Here is a 26,146-nt window from a genome sequence, read left to right on the forward strand (position 1 = left end):
CCGGCCCATGCCGGCACGAGGCCGGCACGAGGCCGGCACGCGCCGCGTTACCGCCTCCAGCGTTCAAGTGCGGGTGGCAGGTGCCGCCCCCGCGCAGTCAGTCGTCCCCAGATGTCAGGAACGGTTCGGGGGATCCATGTGCGAACCGCACGGTGATGGACAGGCCCCCTCCGGGGCACGCGCCGGCGGTCAGAGTGGCGCCGTGAGCCCGCGTGACGGCATGAACGATGGCCAGGCCGAGACCGTAACCCTCGCCGCGGCCGTGACGATGGCCGTGACGATCGGGCGCCAGCTTCTGGAAGGGCTGGAAGAGGCGCTCGACCTGGTCGCCGGGGATGACCGGCCCGGTGTTGGTGACCGTGAGGGCCGCCTGCGTGCCGGAGGTCCGCGTGGTGACCTCCAGGTGCCCGCCCTCGTGGTTGTGGCCGATGGCGTTGTCGATGAGGTTGGTGACGAGGCTTTCGATCAGTCCCGTGTCCCCGGCCGTCACCGCGGGCGAGAGATGTTCGGCCAGGCCGATGCCCTTCCGCGTGACTCGGTCACGGCGGGAGGCGAGCACCCCTTCGACGACGTGGGCCAGGTCCAGGGTGTCCCAGCGGGTGCCGCCGCGCTCGCTGGTCGCCAGGTCCAGCAGGGCCTGGACGAGCCGCTCCTGGTGCGCGCCGAGAGCCAGGGCCTCCTGACAGACCGAGCGCAGGGTGCCGGTGTCGGCGCCGGAGTCGGCGAGGGCGACTTCGAGCAGGGTACGCAGCCCGGCCAGAGGGGTGCGCAGCTCGTGGGAGGCGTTGGCGACGAAGTGACGCTGGGCGTCGAAGGCGGCCTGCAGACGGGCGAACAGGCCGTCGAGGGTGTGGCCGAGCTCGGTCAGCTCGTCCGTGGGCTCGCCGAGGTCGAGACGCCGGTGAAGGTCTCCGGCGGAGATGACGTTCGCGGTGGCGGTGATGGCGCGCAGCGGTTGCAGGAACCGGCCGGCGACATACCAGCCGAGAGCCAGGGCGACGGGAATCAGCATGACCAGCGCGACGGCCGATCCCATGAGGAGCTGGGGCAGGCTGATCCCGGGCCCGGTTTCGGTGACCGCGCTCGGCGAAGGCCGGCCCTTGGGGACGGCCGCGTCGATGCTCGCGAGCGGGACGACGACCAAGACGAGCACGAAGACCCCGGCGGCGTAAATGCCCGCCGCGTAGGCGAGCGCGAGCCGCTTCTGCAGGGACCTACCGGCAAGCATCCGGCAGATCATGACGGCCCGATGCGGTAGCCGCCCTCGCGGACGGTCTCGATCACCGGCGGGTCGCCGAGCTTGGCCCGCAACCGGTGCATGGTGTGCTTGACGGCGCTGCTGAAGGGGTCGGCGGCCTCGTCCCAGACGCGTTCGAGCAACTCTTCGGCGGAGATGACCACGCCGGGTACGGCGAGCAGGCATTCGAGCAGGGCGAACTCCCTGGGGCTCAGGTCAAGCCGCCGGCCGGCCCGGAACGCGACCCGGCGGGCCGGATCGAGCGTGAGGTCCCCGCATGCCAGCGTGGGCGGCAGCGGCGGCGTGGCGCGGCGCGCCAGGGCACGGACGCGAGCGACCAGCTCGGCGAACGCGAACGGCTTGGGCAGGTAGTCGTCGGCGCCGAGGCTGAGCCCGGCGACGCGATCCTCGATCGTGCCGGCCGCGGTGAGCATCAGCACGCGGGTGTCGCAACGGTCGCGGGCGAGCCGCCGGCACACCTCGTCCCCGTGGACGCCCGGCAGGTCACGGTCGAGGATCACCACGTCGTACCGGGTGCCGGCCAGGCGTTCAAGGGCGGCGGTCCCGTCCAGGACGACATCGACGGCCATGCCCTCGCGGCGCAGCCCGGTCCCGATGGAACGGGCGAGGACCTCGAAGTCCTCGACCACGAGGACCCTCACCGCCACTCACCATCGGCCGTCACGCGGGCAGGGCCGCCGGGTCGAGATGCCATGCCGTCAACGATGCCAGATCCCCGGTCGCAGCCCGGTCGCAGCCGCCGCGACCTTGGGTCGCCATGCCGCCGTACTCATTCAGATCAGGAGGATGAACCCGTGGCGGCGATCAGGGACGCTCCGCGAGGAGAATCCTCGCGGAGCGCCGGATGCGCGGGCGCCGGTCGAGCGCCCAGCCGCATTTACTCGTCGTCGTCGTCCTCTTCGTTGCAGTACTCGGTCCTCCACTTGCCGTGCTTGTAGCACTGCTTACACCAGTCGCCGTAGATGGTCTTCCAGCGGCACTTGGCCGCGGCGTTTCCCGGTGCGGCGCTCTGCGCAACGGCGGTGCAGTCCGCGTCGGTGCCGGTGGCCGCTTGAGCGGTGACGGGGCTACTGATCACCAGGGCGGACGAGGCCACGGCCATGGCGATGAGAAGTCGTTTCACCATTGGTTGCTCCTGATGGAGGGAAGAGTTCCAGGTCCGGCCTGGAACAGTCGAAGCGTCGTTCACGCATGTACGAATGTCGCCGCGACGGCGCTATGAACAATTTCCACGCTAGCGACGGCCGCCGAAATCGTCCCCCCACCAGCGGCAAAACTCAATTTTCGAACAATCGGCCCTATATTTCTTCCGAACGAAACCAACGAATATCGCCGCGCGGACGGCATTGAAAGGAGAGCCGCTACATCACGTGCACACGGCGACACGAAGCCCCGTCCCGCCACGCCGCCTGAGATGATCTTCTCTTCCCCCGCCGGGCCACCCCGACGCCGGGCTTGCTGAATGATTCGGGAAAGGGTTTCACCAGCAGCCCTACACCAGCGCCAGCTGAGCCGCCTTCGGCTCACGCCGCACCGGCTCAGGAGCACCGCACGCCATCCCGTACACCCGGCACAGCTGCGCGATCTGCCCCGTGATGCGCTGCTCGTAGCCCTCCGACGGCGACCCCGCCCGGTCGTACAGCTCCTCATACCGCTCCACCAGCGCCGGATGCGCCCGCCCCAGCCACTCCAGATACCACTCCCGCGTCCCCGCCGGCAGCCGCAGCACCACCGGCTCCACCACCCGCGCCCCCGTCGCCGCGATCCGCCGCACCGTCGCCCCCAGCTGATCGGCCGCGTCACTCAGCAACGGCAGCACCGGAGCCATCAGCACCCGGCACTCCACCCCCGCCTCCACCAGCGCCGACACCAGCTCCAGCCGCGCCTGCGCCGTCGGCGCGCCCGGCTCGACCGCCCGGCGGATCCGCTCGTCCACGAACGCGATCGACACCGCCACCCGCGCACCCGCCCGCGCCAGCAACGGCGCATCCCGCATCACCAGCGCGCTCTTGGTGTAGACCGTGAACGGCGTCCCCGACGAAGCCAGCGCCCCGATCACCCCCGGCATCAGCCGATACGTCTCCTCTGCCGCCTGATAGCAGTCACCACCCACCCCCACCGCCAGCTCCTGGCCGTCCCACCGCGCAAGCTCCGCCCGCAACCGCTCCACCACGTTCGGCCGCACCACGATCCGCTCGTCGAAATCGGCCCCCGCACCCAGCCCCAGCCGCCGATGCCCCGCCCGCGCACCGCACCCCCGGCACGCATGAGCACACCCGCGATAGGGGGAGATCGCCCACTCCTGAACGATGCCCGCCGCCGGCGGCACCCGCTCGATCACCGTACGGGCCTGCATCTCATAGAAACCGCCACGCACCACCGCACGCCGCTCGATCAGCGGCCGATCATCGGCAGCCTCGTCATCGACCAACGCCAGCACGTCCCAACCCACGCCACCCAGTGGAACACGTTTTCGACAGCGTTTTCAAGCAGTTCCGCCAACGCGGGCCCCGGGGGAGAAGAGCCCTAAAATTCGGTACGCCCGTACCACTTCACTCCGGGAGACCCCCATGGCCTGGCTCCTGCTCGCCCTCGCCATCGCCTCAGAAGTCCTCGCCACCAGCGCACTCAAACTCTCCAACGGCCTGACCCACCTCGGCTGGAGCATCGTCGTCGCCGCCGGCTACCTCACCTCCTTCGCCCTGCTCGCCCGCGTACTCAAACTCCACCTCGACATGGGCACCGCCTACGCCGTCTGGTCCGGCGCCGGCACCGCCGCCATCGCCCTCATCGGCGCCGCCTTCATGGGCGAGACCCTCACCGCACTCAAGATCGGCGGTATCCTCCTCATCATCGCCGGCGTCGTCGTCCTCAACCTCGCAGGTGGCCATTGACCACACACCGCAGCCCCGCCCAAGACCGCAGCAGACGCCGCCGCGCCACCCTCCTCGACGCCGCCGTCCACCTGCTCACCCACGGCGGATTCGCCGCCGTCACCCACCGCGCCGTCGCCCACCACGCCCGCCTGCCCCTGGCCGCTACCACCTACTACTTCACCTCACGCGACCAGCTCATCGCCGAAGCCTTCGCCCAGCTCGTCGACCGCGAACTCGCCACCATCCGCACCTGGATCACCCGCCACGGCCCCCACCGCCTCCTCGACCAGGTCGCCGCCGCCGACCACACCCGCCAGCTCGCCCTGTGGGAGCTCTACGTCCACGCCGGCCGCGACCCCGCCCTGCAGGCCATCGCCCGCCGCTGGAGCGACGGCTGCCTGCGCATCCTCGCCGACACCCTCCGCCTGCCGCCCGACGACCCCCGCCTGCGCCTGCTCTACACCACCGTCTCCGCCCTCTGGCTCGAGCACCTCGTCGAACGCCGCCCCCTCGACGAAGCCCGCACCCTGCTCACCCTCGCCATCGAGCACGCCATGATGGGGTGCCGGTAAGAAACGTGTCATAGGCCCTGAACGAGCGTTGCTGCGGGAGCAACGACCACTTGAACCTGCGGAGCCCGAAGCCCCGAAGGCCGGGTGGTCGTGATGGGCCGGGTCGAGGCCCAGCGTTCCGCCCAGCGCCCAGCAGGACCAGGCCAGTCCCAGCCCGGAGGCCACACCAGGAGGCCCGCACCCACCCAGGAAGAGAAGATCACCGGCATGGCCGGCAGCCGACGGCCCCCTCGCCGGGCCAGCGCCAGCTCCAGCGCGATTCCGGTCGTCGCCATGACCACGGTAACGACTGGTCCTGCTGCGCGTCCTGGAGCCCGAACGGGTCCACCTCCGCTGGGCTCAGTGGGCACTGGCCGTCCTTGCGGCCAGAGCGGCCAGACCGTCGCGGCAGGAGGGGTAGCGGGGCGTCCAGCCCAGCTCGCCGATGGCGAGCCGGTTGGACAAGCGGATGTGAGTGGTGACCATCAGGCTGCGCACGTACGGCAGGGCGGCGAGGAGCCGGCCTGGCACCCGCCGGGGAGGAGGCGCCCCCGCAGCATGCGCGACGGCGCGGAAGTAGGCCTCGAAGGTCACCGGCTGATCATCCACGATGTTGTACGGCTGGCCGGGGCGCCCACGGTGCAGTGCGGCGAGGGTGGCCGAGGCGGCGTCGTGGATGTGGATCAGCGAGACGGTACCGCTGGGGCTCGGGGCGGGCAGCCGGCGTCGCCGGGCGAGGTGGATCAGCCGCCGGGTGGCGGGCTCCGGACCGTAGAACATGCCATAACGCAGGGCGACGCCGTCGATGCCCGGCGTGCCGAGGACCTGGTCCTCGTTGCTGCGCAGGGAGATCATGTGCCGGTCGAAGCCTTTGTGGCCGGTGCGAACGGCGAAGGGGTGGTCCTCCTCCAGCAACCGCTCGCCGTGATCGCAATAGCCGTATCCGAGGAAGAACGACTGGGTGAGGAAACGGCGGGCACCGAGTTCGGCCGCGGCACGCAGCAAGTGGGCGGTGCCCCGCTCGCGCAGTGCGTCGGTGGCGTACAGATGTCGGTGCAGGAACGGCACGCCGGTGATGGCTGTCGCCTGGTGGATCACCGCGTCGGCCCGCCGGCCCTCCAGGGCGGTCAGCAACTCCTCGATGTTCATGATGTCGGCTCGCACCGGCTGCGCGCCCAGCGCGGCCAGCTGAGCCGCGCCGGCCGCGGACCTGGTCAGGCCGAGCACGTGATGTCCCTCGGCCAGCAACATGGGGATCAGGGCGGAGCCGAGTGCGCCGGTCGCGCCGGCCAGCAGGACCCTCATGATCCCGCCTCCGCCTGGCCGCGCAGCTGCCGGATCCGTGCGATCCAGGCCGCCAGCGCCGCCGCGGAGACCGCCAGCAAAATCCATGGGTCGGAGGCGTTGCCGCCCAGCGGCAGGTCGAGAGCGTGATTGACGGCGTGGAAGGTGTTGGTGAACACGAAACCGGCCAAGACCACGGCCAGGACGTCGCGCCAGCGCAGGGCGCACAGCATCATCAACCCGATCCCGATCTGAAACACGCCCGCGTCGTGCAGGAAGTGCACGTGATTGGGCCAATTGGCGAAGCGGGCGAAGCCGGCTGGATCCAGCCGGGCCCAGCATCCGGTGCTCAGCATGGTCAACGCCGCCAGCACCACCACGGCCTTGACCAATCCGTCCTTGGACATCTGTCATGGTTCCTTTCCTTGCCTCTGCTCATGAGAGGCGTGGCGCGCCCCGGAGCGTGACATGGACGCCGTGTGATCCAGGGCACATGTCACATCTGGGCCGCGAATCCTCTTATATGGGCAGGACATGGCGTTTAAGGAGACAGATGGCCGCCGCGGACACCACCTTCAACCAGCACAGGAACCTGCTGTTCACCCTCGTCTACGAGATCCTGGGCAGCGTGCACGACGCCGAGGACGTGGTGCAGGAAACCTGGCTGGCCTGGGCCACCGTGGAGGCCGACCAGATCGAGCACCCCAAGGCATACCTGGTGCGCATCGCCGTACGGCAAGCGCTGGCACGCTCGCGCCGTCTGCGCGCGGCTCGGGAGGACTACGTGGGGCCCTGGCTACCGGAGCCCCTGCTCACCGCAGCCGACCCCGCCGAGGCCGCCTTCCAGGCAGAAGAGCTGACCTTCGGCCTGCTGGTGGTGCTGGAGACCCTCTCTCCGCTGGAACGGGCGGCCTTCGTGCTGCGAGAGGGATTCGGCTACGAGCACGCCGAGATCGCCCGCCTCCTGGAGCGCTCTCCCGCGGCGGCCCGCCAGCTGATCCACCGTGCCCGCGAGCACGTCCAGGCGCGGCGGCCGCGCTTCCCCGCAGACCCCGACCTTGCGCGCCAGGCCGCCGAGCGTTTTCTGGCCGCCACGCTCGGCGGCCACCTCGGAGATCTGATGGATGTCCTCGCCCCCGACGTCACCCTGTGGACCGACGGCGGCGGCGCGGTGCCGGCCGCCCTGCGCCCGGTGAACGGGGCAGCCAAGGTGGCACGCCTACTCGCAAAGCTCGGCCCCCGCTATGGTCACCTGCGCGCCCGCTGGCTCCACGACAGCCAGCCCACCGCGCTGCTGACGGCTGAGGATGAGCTGCTCGCGGTGCTGGTGTTGGACCTGGACGCCGTCACCGGCAGGGCGCGGCACATCTACGGCATCGTCAACCCTGGGAAACTCACCCACCTGTCGCCGGCCACCAACTACGTGTAATCGCTGCCGTCCCCGGCGTGCGCGACCTCCTCGGCCGGCCACACCGCCAGCTCCGTCGTGCAGGTACGAAAGCCCACGTGCGTGCTGACCCGATGACGGTGGTACTCAATGGTGAAGCCGGACCACTCATAGAAGCCGAACTCCGAGGCAGGAACCCGCACCTGCTCGGCCACGTGCTCCACCACGTCTTCCGGCAGCAATCGTCGATGTGCATCGAGGGGCGTTTCATGACCAGCCAGCATTGACCAGGCACGTCACAGCAAGATCAACGCCGCTTGGGTTCATGACACACTTCTTACCGGCACCCCATAATGAGGTCCGTGATCCACCACCTCGCCCTGCACGCCGACTGGCAGCACGCCCAGAACGCGGGGGAGTACCGCATCTCCACCCTCGGCCGCACCCTCGACGACGAAGGCTTCATCCACTGCAGCCGCGACCTCGCCCAGCTGCGCACCGTCCACGACACCTTCTACGCCGACGTCACCGAGCCGCTGCTGGTCCTCGACATCGACCCCACCGGCCTCGACGTCCGCGTCGAGAACGGCTACCCCCACCTGTACGGGCCCCTGCCGCTGACCGCCGTCACCGCCGCCCGCCCCTACACGCCCTGAAGACCCGCCATGGACACCAGGACCGCCGCCCAGCGCTTCGCCGACACCTGGCAGCACGGCTGGACCCACCACGACACCGGCGCCATCATCGCCCTCTACCACGACGACGCCGAACACCTCAGCATGCCCTTCCGCCCGCCCCACCGCGGCAAGAAGGCCATCGCCGACTACATCACCTGGTCCTTCAGCGGCGAGACCGACCCCCACGTCACCTTCGCCACCCCGATCGTCGACGGAGACCAGGCCGCCATCGAGTTCCGCGTCCACGCCCACGAGGACGGCCGCCCCGTCACCCTCGCGGGCTGCGTCTTCGCCCGGTTCACCCCCGACGGGCTCGCCATCCGCACCCGCGACTACTGGCACACCACCGACGGCCACACCTGACCGCCGGCCGTCGACCGGTCAGCGCACCACCCGCACCGGCACCCGCCCAGCAGGAACCGACGCTGCAGGAACCGGCCCAGCAGGAACCGGCGCGGGGGAGGGCTCCCGCCGGGGCTGCGCCTGCACCCGAGGCTGCGGCCGAGTCGGCTGTGCCTGCTGCTGCCCCGGCTGCTGTGGCTGCCCCTGAGGCTCCGGACGCGCCTGCTGCCGCGCAAGCCGCTGCTCCTGCTCGGCCGCCTGCCGCTCCGCGCAACCACCCGCGCAGTATCCGTTCGTCACGATCAGCCGACCGCGCAACGTCGTGTACGCATCCTTCCCCGAAGCGGGCAGAACCCCCCGGCACACCGGGCATAACACCGACTCAGTCCCCACGTGCTGCTCCTCTCGCGGCGCGAATAGCAGGAGCTCCACCCTAAACGCCACCCCCCGCGGGCGACACCCAATCAACATAAAGTCAAATGCACCGTCAATGCCCCGGCCAGCGTGCCCAGGCCGCCGAAACCCCCGCTCAACACCCCCGATATCACCCTGCGCACGCACCTCGACACGGCTAAAAAATCTTCACACCCGGCACACCCATCACACGGGCAGGGGAGAGGCACCCCACCCCGCCGACCAGCACCCATCACGCTCCGCACACCGGCCCCACCTGCGAGAAAACGGCAAAACCCGCTATTTCCCGACTCCCACTGCGCACAACCGCACAATAAGCACCCACATTACGCACACAAACACCGCCAAATGTGCGCCACCTCACAAAACCCCAAATTCCATGTGATTCTGAAGCAATGGCGCACCCACCCCCACAACCGCCCACCACCCTCACCATCGCCACCACACTGGCCGCCTCCACCGCCGCCGCCTGGGCCGCCCTCCACCTCACCCCCGGCATCCACCTCGACGGCCCACCCGCACATCAGGCCCAGGCCATCGCCATCACCGCACTCCTCCTGCTCGCCACCGCCCTCGGCAGCCGCATCACCATCGACCACACCGCCGCCCGCCGCAACACTCCCGCCCACCTTCACCCCGGAATCCTCGCCATCTCACTCCTGCTGACACCGGCCGCCCTGTGGCTGTCCTCCCAGCTGTGCACCGCCCTCGGCCTGCCCCTGCGCATCGACGGCCCCGCCGCCCTCCTCACCGGCTGGCTCGTCATCGCCGCCGTACGCCTCCTCACCGGCGCCGCACTCAAACTCCTCACCCAGCGGACCCCAACCTGAGGACGAGACCCCTTCGCCCTCCAGAACGAGACACGATCACCCCTCAGGAGCGACCCCCGGCCGCCACCCTCCTCACCGACCGCCCCACCGGGCCTCCGCATCGACGAACTCATCGCCTTCAAGGGAGGAGCAGCACTCGGACTCCTCACCGAACACGCCCTCTTCCGCCACCACCCCAAAAGGGACACCCTCACCCTCGCCAGACTCGGCAACGCCGTACAGAACCGGGGGAGCGCCACTCAACCCCTACGCACTGCTCACCTCACTCACCGTAGTCACCGTCTTCTTCCTGCACGGCACCGCCTTCCTCAACCTCAGAACCACGGGGGAGTCACCCCGACACGCCCGCCGCACCTCACCCGCGCCGCACCCCTCACGATCGCGCTCCTGGCACTCCTGCTCGGCGCGCGCCGCCCGCCGCCCTCATCCCGGGCCTCGCCAGGCCGGTCCGCGGCCGCCGCGGCGTGGCTCGCGCTGGGGAGGGGACGGGACGGGATGACGTTCGCCGCCACGCTGGTCACCGCCGCGTCCCTGCCATTGACCGCCGGGGGACTCATGACCGGCTCGCCGCCGCAGGACGTCGCGGACCCCGGCGGGCTCGAGCGGCTGGCCGTGGTGGCGCTGCTCATCGTCCCGCTGCTGCTCGCGGCGCAGGCGCTGCTGGGGTGGGTGCACCGGCGTGGGGTGAGCGGGCGTACGGTGACGTTCTTCTGACAGCCCCTGCGGGAGAGGCCCCCGGAACGGTCTACTTGACATAATGTTCATTATCAAGCAACGAGCAACCCCGGCGAATAAAGCCCGCACACCCGGGCAGACGCCTGCACATGCCCGCCCTCGCCATCTCCACACCGAGCCTCGTGGCGATCACCGCAGTGGTCACCGCCGCAGCCATCTGGCTGATCATCTTCGCCGTCCGGCTCACCAGGAACCCGCGTAACCGGCCGACGATCAGCATCAGCCTCGTCGATCAAGCACGAGAGCTGAAGGCGGCCGGCCAGATCCAGGAAGCCGTCTTCCTCGTACGCGGCGAAACCGGCATGAGCCAGCGCGCCGCCGCACGCTTCGTCAACCGTTTATGACCCCCGGCCCCCGCTTCCGGCCACCCTCACCCTCGATTCCGATACCAGACAGAATGTATGTTCTGTCTGGTATAGCGCATTTCATCCCGTTCATGCCGATTTAGCGTCGTATGGCCGGGACACGTGATGACGTCTCCTTGCGGCGCTCGGCATGGACGCGGCGAGTGGATCCCCCGGGAGAAGCCGGTGTGAAGGCGGTGCCCGCGCGCCAGAGGCGATGCAGGAGCGCGGGCAGGTCGCGTCCGGGCCGAATCACAGGGGTGCTCCCCTACCCCGGCAGGCTCGCGGCCGGGGGCTCCCCTCGCTTCAGGTCACGGACGGTCACCAGTTACGAGTGCGGCCAAACCAGACATTCCGGGCTTGGAAGGTGGTGTCGCCGGTGGGGCCGGGTTGCTGGGGCCATTCGGGGTCGCCGGGTTCGACGCCGGAGGCCCAGGAGCCCATCTGCAGGTTGATGATGAGGTATTGCGGGATGCCGGCCCAGCCGACGCCGCGGTGGGTGGCCTGCCATTGGCCGTCGAAGTAGTAGTCGAGCAGGACGTCGTCGCCGTCCTTCTCCATCCAGAGGCGGTAGCGGTGCCAGGCGCCGGGGTTGGTGACGGGCAGGGGGGTGCGTTCTGCGGGGTCGTTCTCGCCGGCGGCTTTGGTCCAGGTGTTGAAGAGGTTGGTGGAGTCGCCGACGTATTCGAGGATGTCGCTCTCGGGGGGCCAGTCGGGGTAGATGCCGGTGGTCCAGAAGGCGGGCCAGATGCCTTGGCCGGTCTGGGTGCGGAATTCGCCTTCGATGTCGTACTCGGGGAACTGGTCGTTGATGAGGATGGGGGTGGTGGCGTGGACGGCGCCGGAGTGGTACCAGATGGGGGCGTTCGGGGTTGAGGGGCTGTTCTCGGTGCTGGTGGTGAGGCGGGTGGCGGTGAGGGTGAGGACGCCGCCGGAGAGGGTGGCCTTGCTGGGGAGCATTTTGGCGGCGCCGTTGTGGTATTGGCCCCAGGGGTAGCCGTGCTGCCAGCTGTCGGTGAAGCTGGCCTGGTCGTCGAACGACGTCTTTTGGACGATGTTCTCCCAGGTGGGGGCGGCGGCGCGGGCGGGGGTGGCGAGTCCTAAGAGGCCGGCGGCTGTTGTGGTGCCGAGGGTGAGGAGGGTGCGGCGGTTGATGGTGGGGTCGGGCATGTGGCTCCTTTCTTGATCATTATCAGTCGTACGGTAGAGGGTTTCGGGGTGTGGTGGGTGCGGTAGCTATGAGTCACTTGTCATGACTCATAGTGATTGGACGGGATCATGTCTCGTGTCAGTGTCGTCGCGCGCTGTGTTCGCGTTCGGCGCCGTGCTGCCGGTGGGTGTCGCGTCGGCTGCTTCCGCTGAGGTGCTTCGGGCGGGGACGGTCACGATCGCCGACTGTGTGATCGGGGCCGGGATCGTCATGCCGAGTTCGTCGAGTCCGACGCGGCTGGTGTGTGTCGGGGGTCTGCACAACGGCAAGCCGGTGGGCGGTATCGCCTGATCGCCCGGCGGGGTGGGGTGGCCGCTTCCGCGGGGCGGTCGCTGACCTTGCAGGAGGCGGCGGTGTGTCCCGGAGCGGCTGTTGGGGCGGGTGTGGGCTTGAGCGGTCAGGTGAGGGTGACGTCGCCGCCCGCGGGGTGCTGGCAGCGGCCATGGGGGCGGGGGCGATCGAGTTGGCGGCATTCCCAGGTGGTGCCGTCGACGTTGACGGTGAAGTTGGGGAGGTCGTCGCCCGGTGTGGGGCGGTTGCGGTGGTAGGCGTCGGCGACGTGGCGGGCGGTGGTGCAGGCGGTGGCGGGTTGGGTGGGGAGGTCGGCGGTGATGTGGAGGCCGGTGGGGGTTCGGCCGCAGTCGGTGGTGCGGGCGGCTGCGGGTGGTCGGGCGGCGGTGTCGTGAGCTGGTGGTGTGGTGGTGCAGGCGGTGGTGCAGATGGTGGTGAGGGTGAGGGTGGCGGTCAGTGTGGTGAGGGTGGTGTGCATGGTGTGTCCCCCTTCTCTGGTCAGGATGCGGGGTGACGACGGGTGGGTGGGTGTGGTGGTGGTGAAGGTCGGTTCAAGGGGTTTTGGGGGTGCGGGAAGTCGGGGTGGGCGGGCGGGTTTGGATCGTGGTGGGGCGGGGTTGTGTCAAGGGGCCGGCGGTGGATTCTGTCCTGGGCGTGACCTGGGGTGGGGTGGTGGGGCGGGATGCTGGGGGTGTGGTGATGTGTCTCGCATGGGCGGGCTGTCATCGCCGGGGGCGCTCGGGCTACTCCCCCGCTCGGGCGCCCCTTTTTTCGTGGGGTGGGGGCTGTGACCTGGCGGGATCTTACGGGGCAAAGCGGGTCAATCTGGGGCCGCGTACGTGGCTTTTTGCCGTGATTGGTCACCAGCAGTGGAGATTTCATGTCAGCATCATGTGCATGTATGGGTCAAATGGGACTGCCGTAAAGGGTCGTGACGCGTGCGGCGATCCGCCGTCCGCCTGGTAGCCCCTCCCCTGGTGACCGCTGCTCCCCTGTTCGGAAAGAAGTTCCCGCGTTGCGTATCTTGCTGCTCTGTTCCTCCTTCAACGGCCTGACCCAGCGCGCCTGGCTCGAGTTGCGCCGTTCCGGGCATGACGTCGGTATCGAGCTGGCCATCTCGCAGGAGCAGATGACGGAGGCGGCCGAGCTGCACAAGCCCGATCTGATCATCTGCCCGTTCCTGAAGGAGCGGGTGCCGGACGCGTTGTGGCGCACCCACCGTACGGTGATCATCCATCCGGGGCCGCCCGGTGACCGCGGCCCGTCCTCGCTGGACTGGGCGATCGCCGATGCCGAGCCCGAGTGGGGCGTCACGGCGCTGCAGGCGGTGGAGGAGATGGACGCCGGCCCCATCTGGGGGTACCGGACGTTCCCGATGCCGGCCGAGCCGCCGCGCAAGTCGGCGCTGTACAACGGGCCGGTCGCGGACGCGGCGGTCGAGCTGGTGGCGGAGGTGGCGGCGAAGGCGGCCGATCCGGCATTCGTGCCGGTGCCGCTGGACTACCGCTCGCCGGAGGTGCGGGGCCGGTTGCGGCGGGCGATGCGGCACGCCGACCGGGAGTTCTCCTGGAGCGAGCCGACCGAGGACATCCTGCGGCGGGTGCGCGCGGCCGACGGCGCGCCCGGCGGGCGGACGGATCTGTGCGACCTGCCGGTACGGGTGTTCGACGTCTACCGGGGTCCTGAGCTGGAGGGGACGCCCGGTCAGGTGGCGGGGCGCCGGGAGGGCGCGGTGCTGGTGCACACCGGCGACGGCACGCTGTGGGTGGGTCATGTGAAGGTCGAGCGGGAGGGCGGCATCAAGCTGCCGGCGACGCTGGCGCTGGGCGACCTGGTGGCGGGGGCGCCGCAGCGGTCGGGCTACAGCGAGATCACCTACGACCGCAGCGAGGGCGTGGGCGTGGTGAGCTTCGACTTCTACAACGGCGCGATGTCGACCGATCAGTGCCGGCGGCTGGCCTCGGCGCTGCGGTACGCGGTCTCGCAGGACACGCGGGTGCTGGTGGTGCGCGGCGGCGAGGTGTTCTCCAACGGCATCCACCTGAACGTGATCGAGGCGGCGCAGCAGCCGGAGCTGGAGGCGTGGATGAACATCAACGCCATCAACGCGGTGTGCCGGGAGATCGTGGGCTGCACGAGCCAGCTGGTGGTGACCTCGATCGGGGGCAACGCCGGCGCGGGCGGGGTGATGATGGGGCTGGGCGCCGACCGGGTGATCGTGCGTGACTCGGTGGTGCTGAACCCGCATTACCGCACGATGGGGCTGTTCGGCAGCGAGTACTGGACGTATTCGCTGACGCGCCGGGTCGGTGCGGAGCGGGCGCGGGCTCTGACGCAGGAGGCGTTGCCGATCGGCGCGGCGGAGGCGGTGGAGTTCGGGCTGGCCGACAAGGCGCTGGCGGGTTCGCGGCTGGACTTCGAGCGGCGGGTGCTGGAGTACGCCGAGCGGCTGGCGGCCGATCCGGGTTATGACCGGTTCCTGGCGGGCAGACGGCATGCGCGGGAGGCCGATGAGCGGCGTAAGCCGCTGGACGCCTATCGGGCCGAGGAGCTGGCGGAGATGAGCCGGGACATGTTCGACGATCAGAACGGGTTCCGGCAGGCGCGGGAGGCGTTCGTGCACAAGGTGAAGGCGCAGGCGACGCCGGAGCATCTGGCGCGTCTTCGGGAGTTGTCCGGCGCGTCGGCGCCCTCGGGCGCATCTACATCTCATATGTGAGATATGGTTCGCTGTTGTGGCAGATGATTACCTTGTGCGGATCGGCCGGCTGATCCGGGACGCTCGCCAGCATCGCGGTTGGACGCAGCTGCAGCTGGCGGATGCGCTGGCGACGAGCCAGAGCGCGGTGAACCGGATCGAGCGCGGAAACCAGAACATCAGTCTTGAGATGATCGCCCGGATCGGCGAGGCGCTCGACAGTGAGATCGTCTCGCTCGGTTATGCCGGGCCGATGCATCTGCGGGTGGTGGGCGGCCGCCGGTTGTCGGGCAGCATCGACGTCAAGACGTCGAAGAACGCGTGCGTGGCGCTGCTGTGCGCGTCGCTGCTCAACTCCGGCCGGACGATCCTGCGCAAGGTGGCGCGGATCGAGGAGGTGTACCGCATCCTGGAGGTGCTGGCCTCGATCGGGGTGCGGGCGCGCTGGATCAACGAGGGCAGTGACCTGGAGATCGTGCCGCCGTCCCGGCTGGAGCTGGAGGCGATGGACACCGAGGCGGCTCGCCGTACCCGGAGCGTGATCATGTTCCTGGGTCCGCTGATGCACCGCACGGAGCAGTTCCAGATCCCGTACGCGGGCGGCTGTGATCTCGGCACGCGGACGGTGCAGCCGCACATGTCGGCGTTGCGGCACTTCGGGCTCGACATCACCGCGACGGGTGGTTTCTACCACGCGCGGGTGGATCGCGGGGTGGCGCCGTCGCGGCCGATCGTGCTGACCGAGCGGGGCGACACGGTGACGGAGAACGCGCTGCTGGCCGCCGCCCGCCACGACGGGGTGACGGTGATCCGCAACGCCTCGTCCAACTACATGGTGCAGGACCTGTGCTTCTTCCTGGAGCAGCTGGGCGTGCGGGTGGAGGGCATCGGCACGACGACGCTGACGGTGCACGGGGTGCCGGACATCGAGCGGGACGTCGACTACTCCCCTTCCGAGGACCCGGTGGAGGCGATGAGCCTGCTGGCGGCGGCGGTGGTGACGTCGTCGGAGCTGACGATCTGCCGGGTGCCGGTGGAATTCCTGGAGATCGAGCTCGCGGTGCTGGAGGAGATGGGGCTCGATCACGATCGGGGCGGCGAGTACGCGGCGGCGAACGGCCGTACGCGGCTGGTGGACCTGACGGTGCGGCCGTCGAAGCTGGTCTCCCCCATCGACAAGATCCACCCGATGCCGTTCCCCGGCCTGAACATCGACAACGTGCCGTTCTTCGCGGCGATCGCGGCCTCGGCGCAGGGGTCGACGCTGATCCACGACTGGGTGTACGACAACCGCGCGATCTACCTGACGGAGCTGACCCGGCTGGGCGCGTCGGTGAAGCTGCTGGACCCGCACCGGGTGCTGGTGGAGGGGCCGACGCGGTGGCGCAGCGCGGAGATGATGTGCCCGCCGGCGTTGCGGCCCGCGGTGGTGGTGCTGCTGGCGATGATGGCGGCCGAGGGCACGTCGGTGCTGCGCAACGTGTACGTGATCAACCGGGGGTATGAGGATCTGGCGGAGCGGCTGAACGCGCTGGGCGCGCGGATCGAGACCTTCCGCGACATCTGACCCTGTCCTTTGAGCGGCGCGGCCCCCCGGATCACTTGTCCGGGGGGCCGCGCCGTTGTCATCGCCGGGTGGCGCGGGTGCGGTTGGCGCGGATCTCGTCGTGGTGGCCGGCCGCCCAGCCGATGAGTTGCCTGACGATCTCGTGCAGGCCGGCGGCGAGCGGGGTGAGCGCGTATTCGACGCGTGGCGGCACCTCGGCGTAGGCGGTGCGGGTGACGAGGCCGTCCTGGGTGAGCTGGCGCAGAGTGTGGGTGAGCATGCGCTGGGAGATGCCGGGGATGTGGCGCTGCAGGTCGGTGTAACGCATCGGGCCGCCCTCCAGGACGGCGATGATCAGCAAGCTCCATTTGTCGCCCACCCTGTCGAGCACCTGGCGGACGAAGTCCATGTGCTCGGCGGGGATGCCCGCGCACGGCCCGGCCTCGGCCGCCATCTCGGGGGCCGCCATCTCGGGGGCCGGGCCGTCGATGGTGGGGCTGTCGTGCATGGCGCCCGTTCCTCTCCGTCGCGCACATCGGTGTGCCTTTTGTAGCGCCTTCCATACTGGCTCATACTGGCGTTACGCACAAAAGGGAGGAATTGGAGGTCAGGGCGGTTGCGGGGCCCCGCCGCCCGGGCCTGGTCCGTCCTCCTGCTCCCCTCGCCCGCCGCTCCGGTGGGCTCGACATGGAAAAGGTCTGATTGTGCCCACTCTCGCCATCATCGGCGCCGGCCCCGGCATGGGGCTGGCCATCGCCCGCACCTTCGGCCGCCGCGGATTCGACGTCGCGCTGATCGCCCGTACGAAGGAGAAGCTGGCGGCCCTGGCCGGCCGGCTCGGCCAGGAAGGCGTCACGGCTGAGGCGTTCCCCGCGGACGTCCTCGACCGTGACTCCCTGACCGCCGCCCTGGACGAGGCCAGGGACCGTTTCGGCGGGATCGACGTCCTGGAGTACTCACCGGCCCCGCACGCCCCGGTGCCCGGCCTCACCCCGGCCGTTCCCTCCGAGGTCACCGTCGGCACCCTGCAGCCGATGATCGAGTACCAGTTCTACGGCGCCGTCACGGCCGCGAGAGCGGTCCTGCCCGCGATGCGCGCGGCCGGCGCAGGGACCATGCTGTTCACGACCGGCGGCGGGTCGGTCGACCCGGTGCCGATGTTCGGCAACGTCAACGCGGCCGGGGCGGCTCTGCGCAACTGGGTGCTCAACCTGAACAAGGAGCTGGACGGCAGCGGCGTGCACGCCGCCCACGTGGTGATCAACGTGTGGATCGGCGAGCACGGCCCCGAGGGCGCTGCGACGGCGACACCCGAGCAGATCGCGCCCTTGTACTGGGAACTGCACGAGCGGCGTGACCGCGCCGAGGCGATCTTCGACGCCTGACCGCCCCGCGCCGCCGGCGGCCCGCCGCGCCCGGGCCGCCTGCGGCGCCGCCGTCCTTGAGGGGCCGGTGCTGATCGCGGATGCCGTTGGGCGGTGTCGTTGGCCGGTGTCGTTTGTCAGTGCCGCCCGCTACCGTCGTGCGTGGATCTTCGAGTCGTGACGTGCGGGAAGGGGTGGCCGGTGCGGCCTGCGGAGCTCGACCGGTTGACGGTGGCGGAGGCGGCGGATCGTTACGTGGAGCTGGTGCGCGCCAGGACGCTGACGGGGGCGCTGTCGCCGTCCACGGCCGAGGTCTATGCCCGTGACGTGGCCACGCTGGTGGAGCTGGCCGGCGCCGACGTGGTGCTCGACGACCTGACGGGCGAGGACGTCGATGCGATCCTGCTGGCCTTCGCGCGCCGCCCGGACGGCCGCAAGGGGGTGGCGCGGGAGAAGGGGGCGGGGCAGTCCCCGTCGTCGCAGGCGCGTTTCCGCCGGTCGATCTCGGCGCTGTTCAAGCACGCGGCGCTGGCGGGGTGGGTGCAGATCAACCCGATGACGCGTTCCAGCGTGACGGCCAGGGAGCGGGGCGGGCTGCCGCCGCAGCGGCGGGCGCTGACCCGCGAGCAGGCGCAAGGTCTGATCGGGGCCGCGCGGGCGCTGCCGGAGACGGCGCCGGAGCAGGGCCGGCGCCGTGACCAGCGTACGGAGCTGCGCGACGCGGTGATCGTGCTGCTGCTGGCGACGGTGGGGCCGCGGGTGTCTGAGCTCGTACGCGCGAACGTGGAGGACTTCTACACCAACGACGGGGTGCGCTACTGGCGCATCTTCGGCAAGGGCGGCCGTACGCGTGACGTGCCGCTGCCCGACGACGTGGCGGCCGTGCTGCAGACCTACCTGGAGCGGGGTCGGCCGTCGGGGGCGGACAAGGCGCTGCTGCTGTCGTGGCGGGGGCGGCGGCTGGCGCGCGGCGACGTGCAGGCGGTGATCGACCGGGTGCAGGCGCGGGTGCCGGCCGACCAGCGCCGCTCGGTCACCCCGCATGGGCTGCGCCACACCACGGCCACCCATCTGCTGGCGGACGCGGTGGACATGGACGCGGTGCGGCGGGTCCTGGGCCACGGCGACCTGTCCACGCTGGGCCGCTACCGCGACGACCTGCCCGGCGAGCTGGAGGTCGCGATGCGCACCCACCCCCTGCTGCGCGACCGCCCCGAATCCTGACCGCCCCGAATCCTGACCGCCCTGCATGAGACGCGGCTGCCCTCCTGCTGGGACTGGGGTGGCCGGGATGGCGCCGCTCGGACGATGTGCCGGCAGGCGCTGGGGGTGTTCGGCCGGCTGGAGATCCTGGTGGCGGAGCTGACCGCTGATGTGGGTCAGGCGGGCTGGAGGTCGTCGAAGAGGGCGATGGCCGTGGCGGGGTCGGGGCCGACCAGGCGGTCCAGGCCGGCGGCCGTCATCTCGGCGAACGTGGCGGCGCGGGCCTGCATGCGCTCCTCGAACGCGCGCACGGCCGCGTCCACCTCCCCCGCCCTGGCTTGGGTGAGGGTTTCGGCGAGTTCGGCGCCTTCGATCATGGCGAGGTTGGCGCCCACTCCGAGGGGCGGCATCAGGTGGGCGGCGTCGCCCAGGAGCGTCACGCCGGGCACGTGGTCCCAGGTGTGGCCGACCGGCAGGACGTGCAGGGGGCGGTGGGCGAAGGTGGTGCCGCGGCGCAGCAGGTCGAGCACGGGGGCGGCCCAGCCGTCGAACAGGGCTTCCAGCAACGGCCTGACGGCCTCGCGGTCGGCGGGGTCAAGGGAGGGCCGTCCGGTGAGGCCGAGGTGGTGGGCGGGGTCGGTGTGCCAGTCGAGGGGGGCGCGGAACTGGGCGTACACCTTGACGTGGCCGCCGCTGTTGCGCTGGGCGACGACGGCGCGGTTGACGCCGTAGACGGCCAGGGCGCCGTCGCCGATGAGGCGGGCGAGGTCGGGGTGGGTGGTGTCGACGTCGTCGAGGGAGGTTTCGAGCAGGGTGACGCCGGTGTAGCGGGGGGTGGCGGGTGACAGGGCGCCTCGGACGCGGGACCAGGCGCCGTCGGCGCCGACCACCAGGTCGTAGGTGCGGGCGCTCCCGTCTGCCGAGCGCACCAGGACGCCGCCGGGGGCGTCCGGCACGACCTCGGTGACGTTCGTGCCCCATTGGACGTCCAGGGGGCCGAGCAGGAGGTCGCGGAGCTGGCCGCGGTCGATCTCGGGGTTGGCGCGCTCGCCGGGGCGGGGCCGCCAGTCGCGCAGGACGGTGCCGTCGGTGCCGAGGATGCGCATGGCTTGGCCTTCGGGGCGGGCGAGCCGTTCGAACGCGGTGGTCAGCCCTGCTTGGGCGATGGCGCGCTGGCCGAGGTTCTCGTGCAGGTCGAGGGTGCCGCCCGGGGGGCGGGCGTCGGGGGCGGTGTCGCGTTCGAGGACGGTGACGGGGTGGCCGTGGCGGTGCAGGACGCGGGCGAGGGTGAGTCCGCCAGGGCCGGCGCCTACCACTGCTATACGATGTCTCATGTCGATACACCGTATAGCGTCGATACAGTGTATTGCAACGATACGATGTCAGCCATGACCGTGTGGGATCGGCCGGAACGGCCCGCTCGCCCCGCCCCGCTCGACCGCGAGCGCATCGTCGCCACCGCCGTCGCGCTCGCCGACGAGGGCGGGCTGGAGGCGGTGTCGCTGCGCAAGGTGGCCGCCCGGCTGGAGGCCGGCCCGATGCGCCTGTACGGCTACATCTCCACCAAGGAAGAGCTGTTCGACCTCATGGTCGACGAGGTCAACGCCGAACTGCTGCCCGCAGAGCCGCCCCGCGACTGGCGTGAGGCGCTCGCCGGTCACGCCCACCGCACCCGGCAGGCCGCGCTGCGCCACGAGTGGCTGGCCGACCTGCTCGGCGGCCGTCCCGCGCTCGGCCCCAACGCGATGGCCGTCAACGAGGTGCTGCTGGCCTCCCTCGACGGGCTGGCCGACCTGGCGACCGTCATGCGGGCCGTGGAGACGCTCAGCGCGTACTGCACGGGCGCCATCCGCCGCGAGATCGCGAACCTGCGGGCCGAGCGCGCCACGGGCCTGTCCGAGAGCGACTGGCAGCGCGCCCGCGGCCCCTACGTCAGCCGCATGCTGGCCACCGGCCGCTTCCCGGCGCTGGCCAGGTTCGTGCACGAAGGGGTGGAGGTGGACGCCGAGACGGTGTTCGCCACGGGCCTGGAATGGGTGCTCGACGCCGTGGCCGCCAAACTCACCCCGCCACGCCCCTGAAGACCTGCCTGGCCTTCTGCCGCGCTGGGGCCCGGCACGGCTGCTTCGCCGGCCCCGATGAGGCCGCCTACCCGAACCTCGATCTGGCCACCTGAGCCGCGGACGGCCTGCTGGCGATCTTCTCCGTCGTTTTGCATATAGTGATCTGCCTCACACTCTGTCACAGCGCTCGATCGGGCGGTGTCTTGAAGCCGAACCTCTGGACCTGAAGGGCATCTTGTGACCAAGAGCATCAAAGTGGTCGTGATCGGCGGCGGATACGCGGGCGTTCTGGCGGCCAATCGGCTGACTCAGCGCGATGACGTGTCGGTGACGCTCATCAATGCGCTGCCGAGCTTCGTCGAGCGGATCCGCCTGCACCAACTCGTGGGCGGATCCGACGACGCGGTCGTCGGCTACGAAGACGCCCTGGCCGGCGGCGTCCGGTTGGTGATCGACACCGTGACCCGGATCGGCGCGGCCGACCGCAGCGTGACGGTGGCGACCGGCGGCACGATCGGCTACGACTATCTCATCTATGCGGTGGGCAGCGGCAGCGCCGATCCGAGGGTGTCCGGAGCCGCTGAGTTCGCCTACCCGATCGCTACCCTGGCAGAGGCGCAGCGGCTGCGGTCGGTTCTCGACGCCGTCCCCGCCACTGCCGCGGTGACGGTGGTGGGGGCCGGCCCGACCGGCATCGAGACCGCCGCCGAGCTGGCGGAGCTGGGCCGCGCCGTGACCCTGGTGTGCGGCGGGGTGCTCGGCCCGTACCTGCACCCGCGGGGCCGGCGCTCGGTCGCCAGGCGGCTGGCCAGGCTCGGTGTGACCGTACTCGAAGGCCCGGGGGCGAAAGTGACCGCGGTGAGGCGCGATGCGGTGCACCTCGGTGACGGACGTGAGTTGCCGAGCGTGGTGACCATCTGGACCGCCGGGTTCGGCGTGCCGGACCTGGCCGCCCGCAGCGGGCTGAGCGTCGATGTCGTGGGCCGGCTGCTCACCGACGAGACGTTGACCAGCCTGGACGATGTGCGCATCGTCGCGGCCGGGGATGCGGCGGCGCCGTCGGATCTGCCGTTGCGGATGAGCTGCCAGTCCGCCACGAGGATCGGGGCGCATGCCGCCGACACGGTGCTCCGCCGTATCGCGGGCGAGCAGCCCGCACCGCTCAATCTGGGATTCTTCGGCCAGTGCATCAGCTTGGGGCGTCGCGCCGGCATCTTCCAGTTCGCCAACCGGGACGACACCGCCAACACGTTCTACGTGGGCGGCCGCCCGGGGGCCAAGCTCAAGGAGTTCGTATGCCAGAGCACCGTCAAGCATCTGGCGGAGGAGGCCCGCAAGCCCGGCTCGCTCACCTGGGTCAAGGACGACAAGCGCCGGCAGCTGCTGCGGACCAGCCGCGGCCAGGCGCCAGCCGCGGCTGACCAGGCTGTTCAGCCGGGCATGCGTGGACGGTCCGGTCGGCCGTGAGCGGATCCGTACCGTATGTGTTGGGTGTCTTCCGGCAGCTCGGCTGCCCTGCTGTCGATCGCATCGAGCAGCGGGCCGGATCGTACGGCTGCCGGCGAACGAGGAACGTGTCGTGGATGCATGCTTGAACCTCATCACCGGCCAGGGCCGGGCTGTGCAGGAGAAGGGCCGGGACGTGCGCGACCACACCGCTGACGCGGCGACCGAAGTCTTCGTGGCCCACCGCAACCTGCTGTTCACCGTCGCCTACGAGATGCTCGGCTCGGCCGCCGACGCCGAGGACGTCCTGCAGGAGACCTGGCTGCGGTGGGTCAAGGTCGACCTGGAGCAGGTGCACGACCAGCGCGCCTACCTGGTCCGCATCACCACCCGCCAATCACTCAACCGGCTGCGCAGCATGAAGCGCCGCAAGGAGGCGTATATCGGCCCCTGGCTGCCCGAACCACTGCTCACCACGCCGGACGTGACCGCCGACGTCGAACTCGCCGAGAGTATGTCCATGGCGCTCATGCTCGTGCTGGAGACGCTGTCGCCGATCGAGCGCGCCGTGTTCGTGCTGCGCGAGGTCTTCGACGTCGGCCACGACGAGATCGCGGCCGCCGTCGGCAAGAGCCCCGCGGCCGTCCGTCAGATCGCCCACCGCGCACGCCGCCACGTCGAAGCCCGCCGCCCCCGCACGAGGATTTCTCCCCGCCAGACCCGGGCGGCGCTGGAGGCGTTCCAGCGTGCGATCGAAACCAGAGACCCGCAGAAACTGCTGAACGTGCTCGCCCCTGAGGTTGCCCTCATCAGCGATGGCGGCGGCCTCAAACAGGCGGCGCTACGGCCGGTCACCGGCGCCGAGAAGGTGGCCCGCATGTTCCTCGGTGGTCTCGGCAAGGTCGAAGGAACACTCACCGGTGAGCCCACCGTGGTCAACGGCAACCCAGCGCTCCTCGTCCGCCTGGACGGCGAGATCGACGGCGTCCTGGCGGTCCGGGTCGAGGGCGCCCGCATCACCGGCCTGTACTACGTCCGCAACCCCGACAAGCTGACCCACCTCACGTCCCACACCCCGCTCACCCTGCGCTGAACACCGGCGACACCACAACCGTCCGCCCATCACACGCGACCCCGAACGAGCGCGGCGACCACTGGCGCTGAGACACAGCTCAGCGCCAGTGGTCGAGGCTGCCCCGGCTTGTCCGCGGAGCCCCGGCGCCACTTCGGCTGCTGACCAGGGGTCGCCCACAGCTTCACAAGGAGACCTCATGAACGCCACGAGCAACGTCGGCCGCCGAGCACTGGTGGTCGGCTTGGGCATCAGCGGGATCGCAGCAGCGCTACGGCTGCGGCAGATCGGCTGGACACCGATCATCATCGAGCGGGCCGCCGCCCGGCGGTCCGGCGGGTACTTCATCGCGCTGTTCGGTGCCGGGCGCGCCGCCGCCTACCGCCTCGGCATCTTGGACGGATTGACCGACCGGGGTCCGGACGGCGCCCGATACGACATCGACCGGGCCGGCAGGCGCCGGCCCGGGCTGAGTTTCAGGGACCTTCCCGGTCGGCCATGGCTGATGACACGAGGCGACGTGGAAGCAGCCGGCTTCGCCGCGCTACCGCCCGACGTCGAAATTCGTTACGCCACCGTGCCGACCCGGATCGAGCAAGACGCCGACGGGGTGAACGTCACGCTGACCGACGCCGCCGGCACGACCTCGGTGACCGAGCGTTTCGACCTGGTCGTCGGCGCGGACGGGCTGCGCTCCACGGTGCGGCGGCTGGTCTTCGGGCCGCACGAGAATTACCTGCGCCGATTGAACTACATGGCAGTCGCCTACCGACTTCCCGGTGCGCTTCCCGGTCACGACCAGAGCGACTCGGTCATCTTGGCCGAAGCCCAGCGGTCGATGTGGGTCTTCCCGTTCAACGATCAACCGCCCACCGTGCTGCTCAGCTACCACACCGACGATGTGGACTCCGAGTTCACCCGTCCGAAGGCCGAGCGGGTGCGCGAGGTGTTCGGCCCGGAGCCGACGGGCCCGGTGCTGGGCGCAGTACTGGAGGCGCTGGAGTCGGCCGAGGAGGTGTTGTTCGACTCGGTAGAGCAGGTACACATGGACCGCTGGCATCGAGGCCGGGTGGTACTGGTCGGTGACGCGGCCTGGTGCGTGACGCTGTATGCGGGGATGGGCGCCTCCGCCGCGATGGCCGGGGCCGACCTGCTGGGCACCATGCTGGCCCGACACTCCGGCAGCGTGGCCGAGGCGCTGGTGCGTTGGGAGCGCCACCTGCGCCCTTCCATCGAGTACTTGCAGCGCAACGGGACGCAGATGCGCAGCCTGTTCGTCCCGGCCACCCGACGTGAACTCGCGCTGCGCAAAGTGATGCTGCGTGTGAGCAAGATGCCGCTGACCTCAGCGCTGTTCATCCGATGGCGAACCAAGGGCAAAGCGGCCCGGATGAAAGAGATGGACTTTGCTCACCCCGGCACCGCGCAACCGACCCGCGTGCAGGCGTGAGGATGCAGGGCCCCCTCCTCCACGATCTCTTGGAGCAGGCCGAGGGCGTCGCCGACGACCGGCGTCAGGTCGCTGCCGGTGACGCTCTGCCGGAAGCTCATCCGCGGCCCTGCCTGAGCTTGTCGAGGCGTGCGGTGATGTACTCCCACTTCGCCCAGAACGTGGCCAGCTCGCGGTGGCCGGCGTCGTTGAGCGCGTAGAACTTGCGCGGCGGCCCCACCCCTGAGGGCCGTTTGGTGACCTGGACCAGGCCGTTCTTCTCCAGCCGCAGCAGGATGGTGTAGACGGTGCCCTCGACGACGTCGGTGAAGCCGAGGTCGTTCAGCCGGCGCGTGATGGCGTAGCCGTAGGTCTCCTCGGTGCCGATGATCTCCAGCACGCAGCCTTCGAGCGTGCCCTTCAGCATCTCCGTGAGGTTGTCCACGTCACCCCGCTCTCCACTACTCGGTGACACCGAGTACCGCTCCACGGTACCACCGGGGAGCGGGATCATGGGAGTGGAGTGCCGCCGTCAGGCGAAACCGGGCTAGCCGGTGGGCGCGGGCGTGGAGCGGGTGGCGAGCCGGTCGAGGGAGATGTCGAGCACGTCGGCCAGTGCCGCGATCGTGAAGAATGCGGGGGTGGCGATGCGGCCCGTCTCGATCTTCCGCAGCGTCTCGGCGGACATGCCCGCGGCGGCGGCGACCTCGACGATGCTGCGGTCACCGCGCGCCTGGCGCAGCACCTGTCCGAGTTGCTCGCCGCGCAGCCGATCTTCGGGGGTCAGCGGAGGTCGTACCATGCCGTCCACTCTATACCCCCGGGATACAAATACCGGTCCGTGATCGCGGAGCGGCTCGGCCGGGTAATAAGCGGCCGTCGAGGACCGGGGCCGCGTGGTGGCCGTGCTCGGTTCGTCCCGGGGCGGGGCGGGTGGTGATGGGTTCTGTGCCGGGGCGGCGTGCGGGGTCGCGGGGCGCCGGTGCCGGGGCCGTGGCGACGGCTCCTGAGCCTGAGCGTGCGGCTGCTGAGCGTGCGGCTTCGTCCGGGCCGCCGGGGCGCGCTAATCAGGCCGGTGGGCGGTGGGCGGCGCGTCGTGGCCTCGGCCGTGCCGGGGCGAGGTCGG

At 70.4% G+C, this 26,146-nt stretch carries 31 protein-coding genes; 17 read left to right on the forward strand and 14 right to left on the reverse strand.

Annotation, left to right across the window (positions count from 1 at the left end; translation table 11 throughout):
* Nucleotides 1-97: 97 nt before the first annotated feature.
* From AB0K28_RS22220 to AB0K28_RS22235, 4 genes are all read right to left on the reverse strand, one after another.
* Nucleotides 98-1,228, reverse strand: coding sequence for a HAMP domain-containing sensor histidine kinase (locus AB0K28_RS22220; RefSeq protein ID WP_364372952.1), 1,131 nt, complete (start codon nucleotides 1,226-1,228; stop codon nucleotides 98-100).
* An 8-nt stretch (nucleotides 1,229-1,236) separates the two neighbouring features.
* On the reverse strand, nucleotides 1,237-1,899 hold the full coding sequence (locus AB0K28_RS22225) for a response regulator transcription factor (protein WP_364372955.1): 663 nt from the start codon (nucleotides 1,897-1,899) through the stop codon (nucleotides 1,237-1,239).
* A 236-nt stretch (nucleotides 1,900-2,135) separates the two neighbouring features.
* Nucleotides 2,136-2,384 carry a hypothetical protein gene (locus tag AB0K28_RS22230; protein ID WP_345407225.1) on the reverse strand — a complete coding sequence of 83 codons (249 nt, stop codon included), beginning with the start codon at nucleotides 2,382-2,384 and terminating at the stop codon, nucleotides 2,136-2,138.
* A gap of 366 nt (nucleotides 2,385-2,750) precedes the next feature.
* Nucleotides 2,751-3,710, reverse strand: a complete 960-nt coding sequence (locus tag AB0K28_RS22235; RefSeq protein ID WP_364372959.1) for a radical SAM protein — start codon at nucleotides 3,708-3,710, stop codon at nucleotides 2,751-2,753.
* A gap of 118 nt (nucleotides 3,711-3,828) precedes the next feature.
* Here AB0K28_RS22235 and AB0K28_RS22240 point away from each other — a divergent pair, with 118 nt between their 5' ends.
* Nucleotides 3,829-4,152 carry a multidrug efflux SMR transporter gene (locus AB0K28_RS22240; protein ID WP_345407234.1) on the forward strand — a complete coding sequence of 108 codons (324 nt, stop codon included), beginning with the start codon at nucleotides 3,829-3,831 and terminating at the stop codon, nucleotides 4,150-4,152.
* The gene (locus AB0K28_RS22245; RefSeq protein WP_364372962.1) at nucleotides 4,149-4,706 is read left to right on the forward strand and encodes a TetR family transcriptional regulator; all 558 of its coding nucleotides are present in this window, start codon (nucleotides 4,149-4,151) and stop codon (nucleotides 4,704-4,706) included. Before AB0K28_RS22240 ends, AB0K28_RS22245 begins: the two co-directional genes overlap by 4 nt.
* A 339-nt stretch (nucleotides 4,707-5,045) precedes the next feature.
* Here the strand turns inward: AB0K28_RS22245 and AB0K28_RS22250 are convergent, their stop codons facing one another.
* Complete coding sequence (locus AB0K28_RS22250; protein WP_345407240.1) at nucleotides 5,046-5,990, reverse strand: NAD(P)-dependent oxidoreductase; 945 nt, start codon at nucleotides 5,988-5,990, stop codon at nucleotides 5,046-5,048.
* Nucleotides 5,987-6,376 (reverse strand): hypothetical protein, encoded by a 390-nt coding sequence (locus AB0K28_RS22255; RefSeq protein WP_345407243.1) that lies wholly within the window; start codon nucleotides 6,374-6,376, stop codon nucleotides 5,987-5,989. The genes AB0K28_RS22250 and AB0K28_RS22255 overlap by 4 nt, the downstream gene beginning before the upstream one ends.
* A gap of 146 nt (nucleotides 6,377-6,522) precedes the next feature.
* Here AB0K28_RS22255 and sigJ point away from each other — a divergent pair, with 146 nt between their 5' ends.
* Entirely contained in the window at nucleotides 6,523-7,398 is an 876-nt protein-coding gene (gene sigJ, locus AB0K28_RS22260) for an RNA polymerase sigma factor SigJ (RefSeq protein ID WP_364372967.1), read from the forward strand.
* Here the strand turns inward: sigJ and AB0K28_RS22265 are convergent.
* On the reverse strand, nucleotides 7,389-7,640 hold the full coding sequence (locus AB0K28_RS22265; protein ID WP_364372970.1) for a DUF4158 domain-containing protein: 252 nt from the start codon (nucleotides 7,638-7,640) through the stop codon (nucleotides 7,389-7,391). The two genes, sigJ and AB0K28_RS22265, sit on opposite strands and share 10 nt — an antisense overlap.
* Nucleotides 7,641-7,718: 78 nt before the next feature.
* On the opposite strand from AB0K28_RS22265, the gene AB0K28_RS22270 reads away from it, so the two are divergent.
* From AB0K28_RS22270 to AB0K28_RS22290, 5 genes are all read left to right on the forward strand, one after another.
* Complete coding sequence (locus AB0K28_RS22270) at nucleotides 7,719-8,012, forward strand: DUF952 domain-containing protein (protein ID WP_345407249.1); 294 nt, start codon at nucleotides 7,719-7,721, stop codon at nucleotides 8,010-8,012.
* A 9-nt stretch (nucleotides 8,013-8,021) separates the two neighbouring features.
* Nucleotides 8,022-8,396 (forward strand): nuclear transport factor 2 family protein, encoded by a 375-nt coding sequence (locus tag AB0K28_RS22275; RefSeq protein WP_364372973.1) that lies wholly within the window; start codon nucleotides 8,022-8,024, stop codon nucleotides 8,394-8,396.
* A 788-nt stretch (nucleotides 8,397-9,184) separates the two neighbouring features.
* On the forward strand, nucleotides 9,185-9,619 hold the full coding sequence (locus tag AB0K28_RS22280) for a hypothetical protein (protein ID WP_364372976.1): 435 nt from the start codon (nucleotides 9,185-9,187) through the stop codon (nucleotides 9,617-9,619).
* A 495-nt stretch (nucleotides 9,620-10,114) separates the two neighbouring features.
* Nucleotides 10,115-10,333 (forward strand): hypothetical protein, encoded by a 219-nt coding sequence (locus AB0K28_RS22285; RefSeq protein ID WP_364372978.1) that lies wholly within the window; start codon nucleotides 10,115-10,117, stop codon nucleotides 10,331-10,333.
* Nucleotides 10,334-10,443: 110 nt separating this feature from the next.
* A complete protein-coding gene (locus AB0K28_RS22290; protein WP_345407257.1) occupies nucleotides 10,444-10,698 on the forward strand; it encodes a hypothetical protein in 255 nt (84 codons plus the stop codon).
* 321 nt (nucleotides 10,699-11,019) lie between these two features.
* Here AB0K28_RS22290 and AB0K28_RS22295 read toward each other — a convergent pair whose 3' ends face one another.
* The gene (locus AB0K28_RS22295) at nucleotides 11,020-11,868 is read right to left on the reverse strand and encodes a family 16 glycosylhydrolase (RefSeq protein ID WP_364372981.1); all 849 of its coding nucleotides are present in this window, start codon (nucleotides 11,866-11,868) and stop codon (nucleotides 11,020-11,022) included.
* A 136-nt stretch (nucleotides 11,869-12,004) separates the two neighbouring features.
* Here AB0K28_RS22295 and AB0K28_RS22300 point away from each other — a divergent pair, with 136 nt between their 5' ends.
* Nucleotides 12,005-12,199 (forward strand): hypothetical protein, encoded by a 195-nt coding sequence (locus tag AB0K28_RS22300; RefSeq protein ID WP_345407263.1) that lies wholly within the window; start codon nucleotides 12,005-12,007, stop codon nucleotides 12,197-12,199.
* A 106-nt stretch (nucleotides 12,200-12,305) separates the two neighbouring features.
* On the opposite strand, the gene AB0K28_RS22305 is transcribed toward AB0K28_RS22300, so the two are convergent.
* On the reverse strand, nucleotides 12,306-12,677 hold the full coding sequence (locus tag AB0K28_RS22305; protein WP_364372984.1) for a hypothetical protein: 372 nt from the start codon (nucleotides 12,675-12,677) through the stop codon (nucleotides 12,306-12,308).
* Between the two features lie 537 nt (nucleotides 12,678-13,214).
* Between AB0K28_RS22305 and AB0K28_RS22310 the strand changes: the two genes are divergently transcribed.
* Nucleotides 13,215-14,918 (forward strand): enoyl-CoA hydratase-related protein, encoded by a 1,704-nt coding sequence (locus tag AB0K28_RS22310; protein ID WP_364372987.1) that lies wholly within the window; start codon nucleotides 13,215-13,217, stop codon nucleotides 14,916-14,918.
* Between the two features lie 34 nt (nucleotides 14,919-14,952).
* Nucleotides 14,953-16,464 carry a UDP-N-acetylglucosamine 1-carboxyvinyltransferase gene (locus tag AB0K28_RS22315; RefSeq protein WP_364373308.1) on the forward strand — a complete coding sequence of 504 codons (1,512 nt, stop codon included), beginning with the start codon at nucleotides 14,953-14,955 and terminating at the stop codon, nucleotides 16,462-16,464.
* A 58-nt stretch (nucleotides 16,465-16,522) separates the two neighbouring features.
* On the opposite strand, the gene AB0K28_RS22320 is transcribed toward AB0K28_RS22315, so the two are convergent.
* Nucleotides 16,523-16,951 carry a helix-turn-helix domain-containing protein gene (locus AB0K28_RS22320; protein ID WP_364372989.1) on the reverse strand — a complete coding sequence of 143 codons (429 nt, stop codon included), beginning with the start codon at nucleotides 16,949-16,951 and terminating at the stop codon, nucleotides 16,523-16,525.
* Nucleotides 16,952-17,147: 196 nt separating this feature from the next.
* Here AB0K28_RS22320 and AB0K28_RS22325 point away from each other — a divergent pair, with 196 nt between their 5' ends.
* Nucleotides 17,148-17,828 (forward strand): SDR family NAD(P)-dependent oxidoreductase, encoded by a 681-nt coding sequence (locus AB0K28_RS22325; RefSeq protein ID WP_364372992.1) that lies wholly within the window; start codon nucleotides 17,148-17,150, stop codon nucleotides 17,826-17,828.
* Between the two features lie 180 nt (nucleotides 17,829-18,008).
* On the forward strand, nucleotides 18,009-19,031 hold the full coding sequence (locus tag AB0K28_RS22330) for a tyrosine-type recombinase/integrase (protein ID WP_364372995.1): 1,023 nt from the start codon (nucleotides 18,009-18,011) through the stop codon (nucleotides 19,029-19,031).
* Nucleotides 19,032-19,186: 155 nt separating this feature from the next.
* On the opposite strand, the gene AB0K28_RS22335 is transcribed toward AB0K28_RS22330, so the two are convergent.
* On the reverse strand, nucleotides 19,187-20,344 hold the full coding sequence (locus AB0K28_RS22335) for an NAD(P)/FAD-dependent oxidoreductase (RefSeq protein ID WP_364372998.1): 1,158 nt from the start codon (nucleotides 20,342-20,344) through the stop codon (nucleotides 19,187-19,189).
* A 54-nt stretch (nucleotides 20,345-20,398) separates the two neighbouring features.
* Between AB0K28_RS22335 and AB0K28_RS22340 the strand changes: the two genes are divergently transcribed.
* From AB0K28_RS22340 to AB0K28_RS22355, 4 genes are all read left to right on the forward strand, one after another.
* Nucleotides 20,399-21,091, forward strand: a complete 693-nt coding sequence (locus AB0K28_RS22340) for a TetR/AcrR family transcriptional regulator C-terminal domain-containing protein (protein WP_364373001.1) — start codon at nucleotides 20,399-20,401, stop codon at nucleotides 21,089-21,091.
* A 219-nt stretch (nucleotides 21,092-21,310) separates the two neighbouring features.
* Entirely contained in the window at nucleotides 21,311-22,540 is a 1,230-nt protein-coding gene (locus AB0K28_RS22345) for an FAD-dependent oxidoreductase (RefSeq protein ID WP_364373004.1), read from the forward strand.
* A gap of 175 nt (nucleotides 22,541-22,715) precedes the next feature.
* On the forward strand, nucleotides 22,716-23,612 hold the full coding sequence (locus AB0K28_RS22350) for an RNA polymerase sigma-70 factor (protein WP_364373311.1): 897 nt from the start codon (nucleotides 22,716-22,718) through the stop codon (nucleotides 23,610-23,612).
* Nucleotides 23,613-23,790: 178 nt separating this feature from the next.
* Nucleotides 23,791-25,041, forward strand: coding sequence for an FAD-dependent monooxygenase (locus tag AB0K28_RS22355; RefSeq protein WP_364373007.1), 1,251 nt, complete (start codon nucleotides 23,791-23,793; stop codon nucleotides 25,039-25,041).
* Here the strand turns inward: AB0K28_RS22355 and AB0K28_RS22360 are convergent.
* The 3 genes from AB0K28_RS22360 to AB0K28_RS22370 all read right to left on the reverse strand — a co-directional run bounded on the left by AB0K28_RS22360 (nucleotide 25,002) and on the right by AB0K28_RS22370 (nucleotide 25,822).
* Nucleotides 25,002-25,142, reverse strand: coding sequence for a hypothetical protein (locus AB0K28_RS22360; protein WP_364373010.1), 141 nt, complete (start codon nucleotides 25,140-25,142; stop codon nucleotides 25,002-25,004). The genes AB0K28_RS22355 and AB0K28_RS22360 overlap by 40 nt on opposite strands.
* Nucleotides 25,139-25,465, reverse strand: a complete 327-nt coding sequence (locus tag AB0K28_RS22365; RefSeq protein ID WP_364373013.1) for a PadR family transcriptional regulator — start codon at nucleotides 25,463-25,465, stop codon at nucleotides 25,139-25,141. Before AB0K28_RS22365 ends, AB0K28_RS22360 begins: the two co-directional genes overlap by 4 nt.
* A gap of 102 nt (nucleotides 25,466-25,567) precedes the next feature.
* A complete protein-coding gene (locus AB0K28_RS22370) occupies nucleotides 25,568-25,822 on the reverse strand; it encodes a helix-turn-helix transcriptional regulator (RefSeq protein WP_364373016.1) in 255 nt (84 codons plus the stop codon).
* Between the last annotated feature and the right edge of the window lie 324 nt (nucleotides 25,823-26,146).

Origin of the sequence: Nonomuraea sp. NPDC049504, from assembly GCF_040676845.1 — a bacterium.
Lineage (GTDB): Bacteria > Actinomycetota > Actinomycetes > Streptosporangiales > Streptosporangiaceae > Nonomuraea > Nonomuraea salmonea.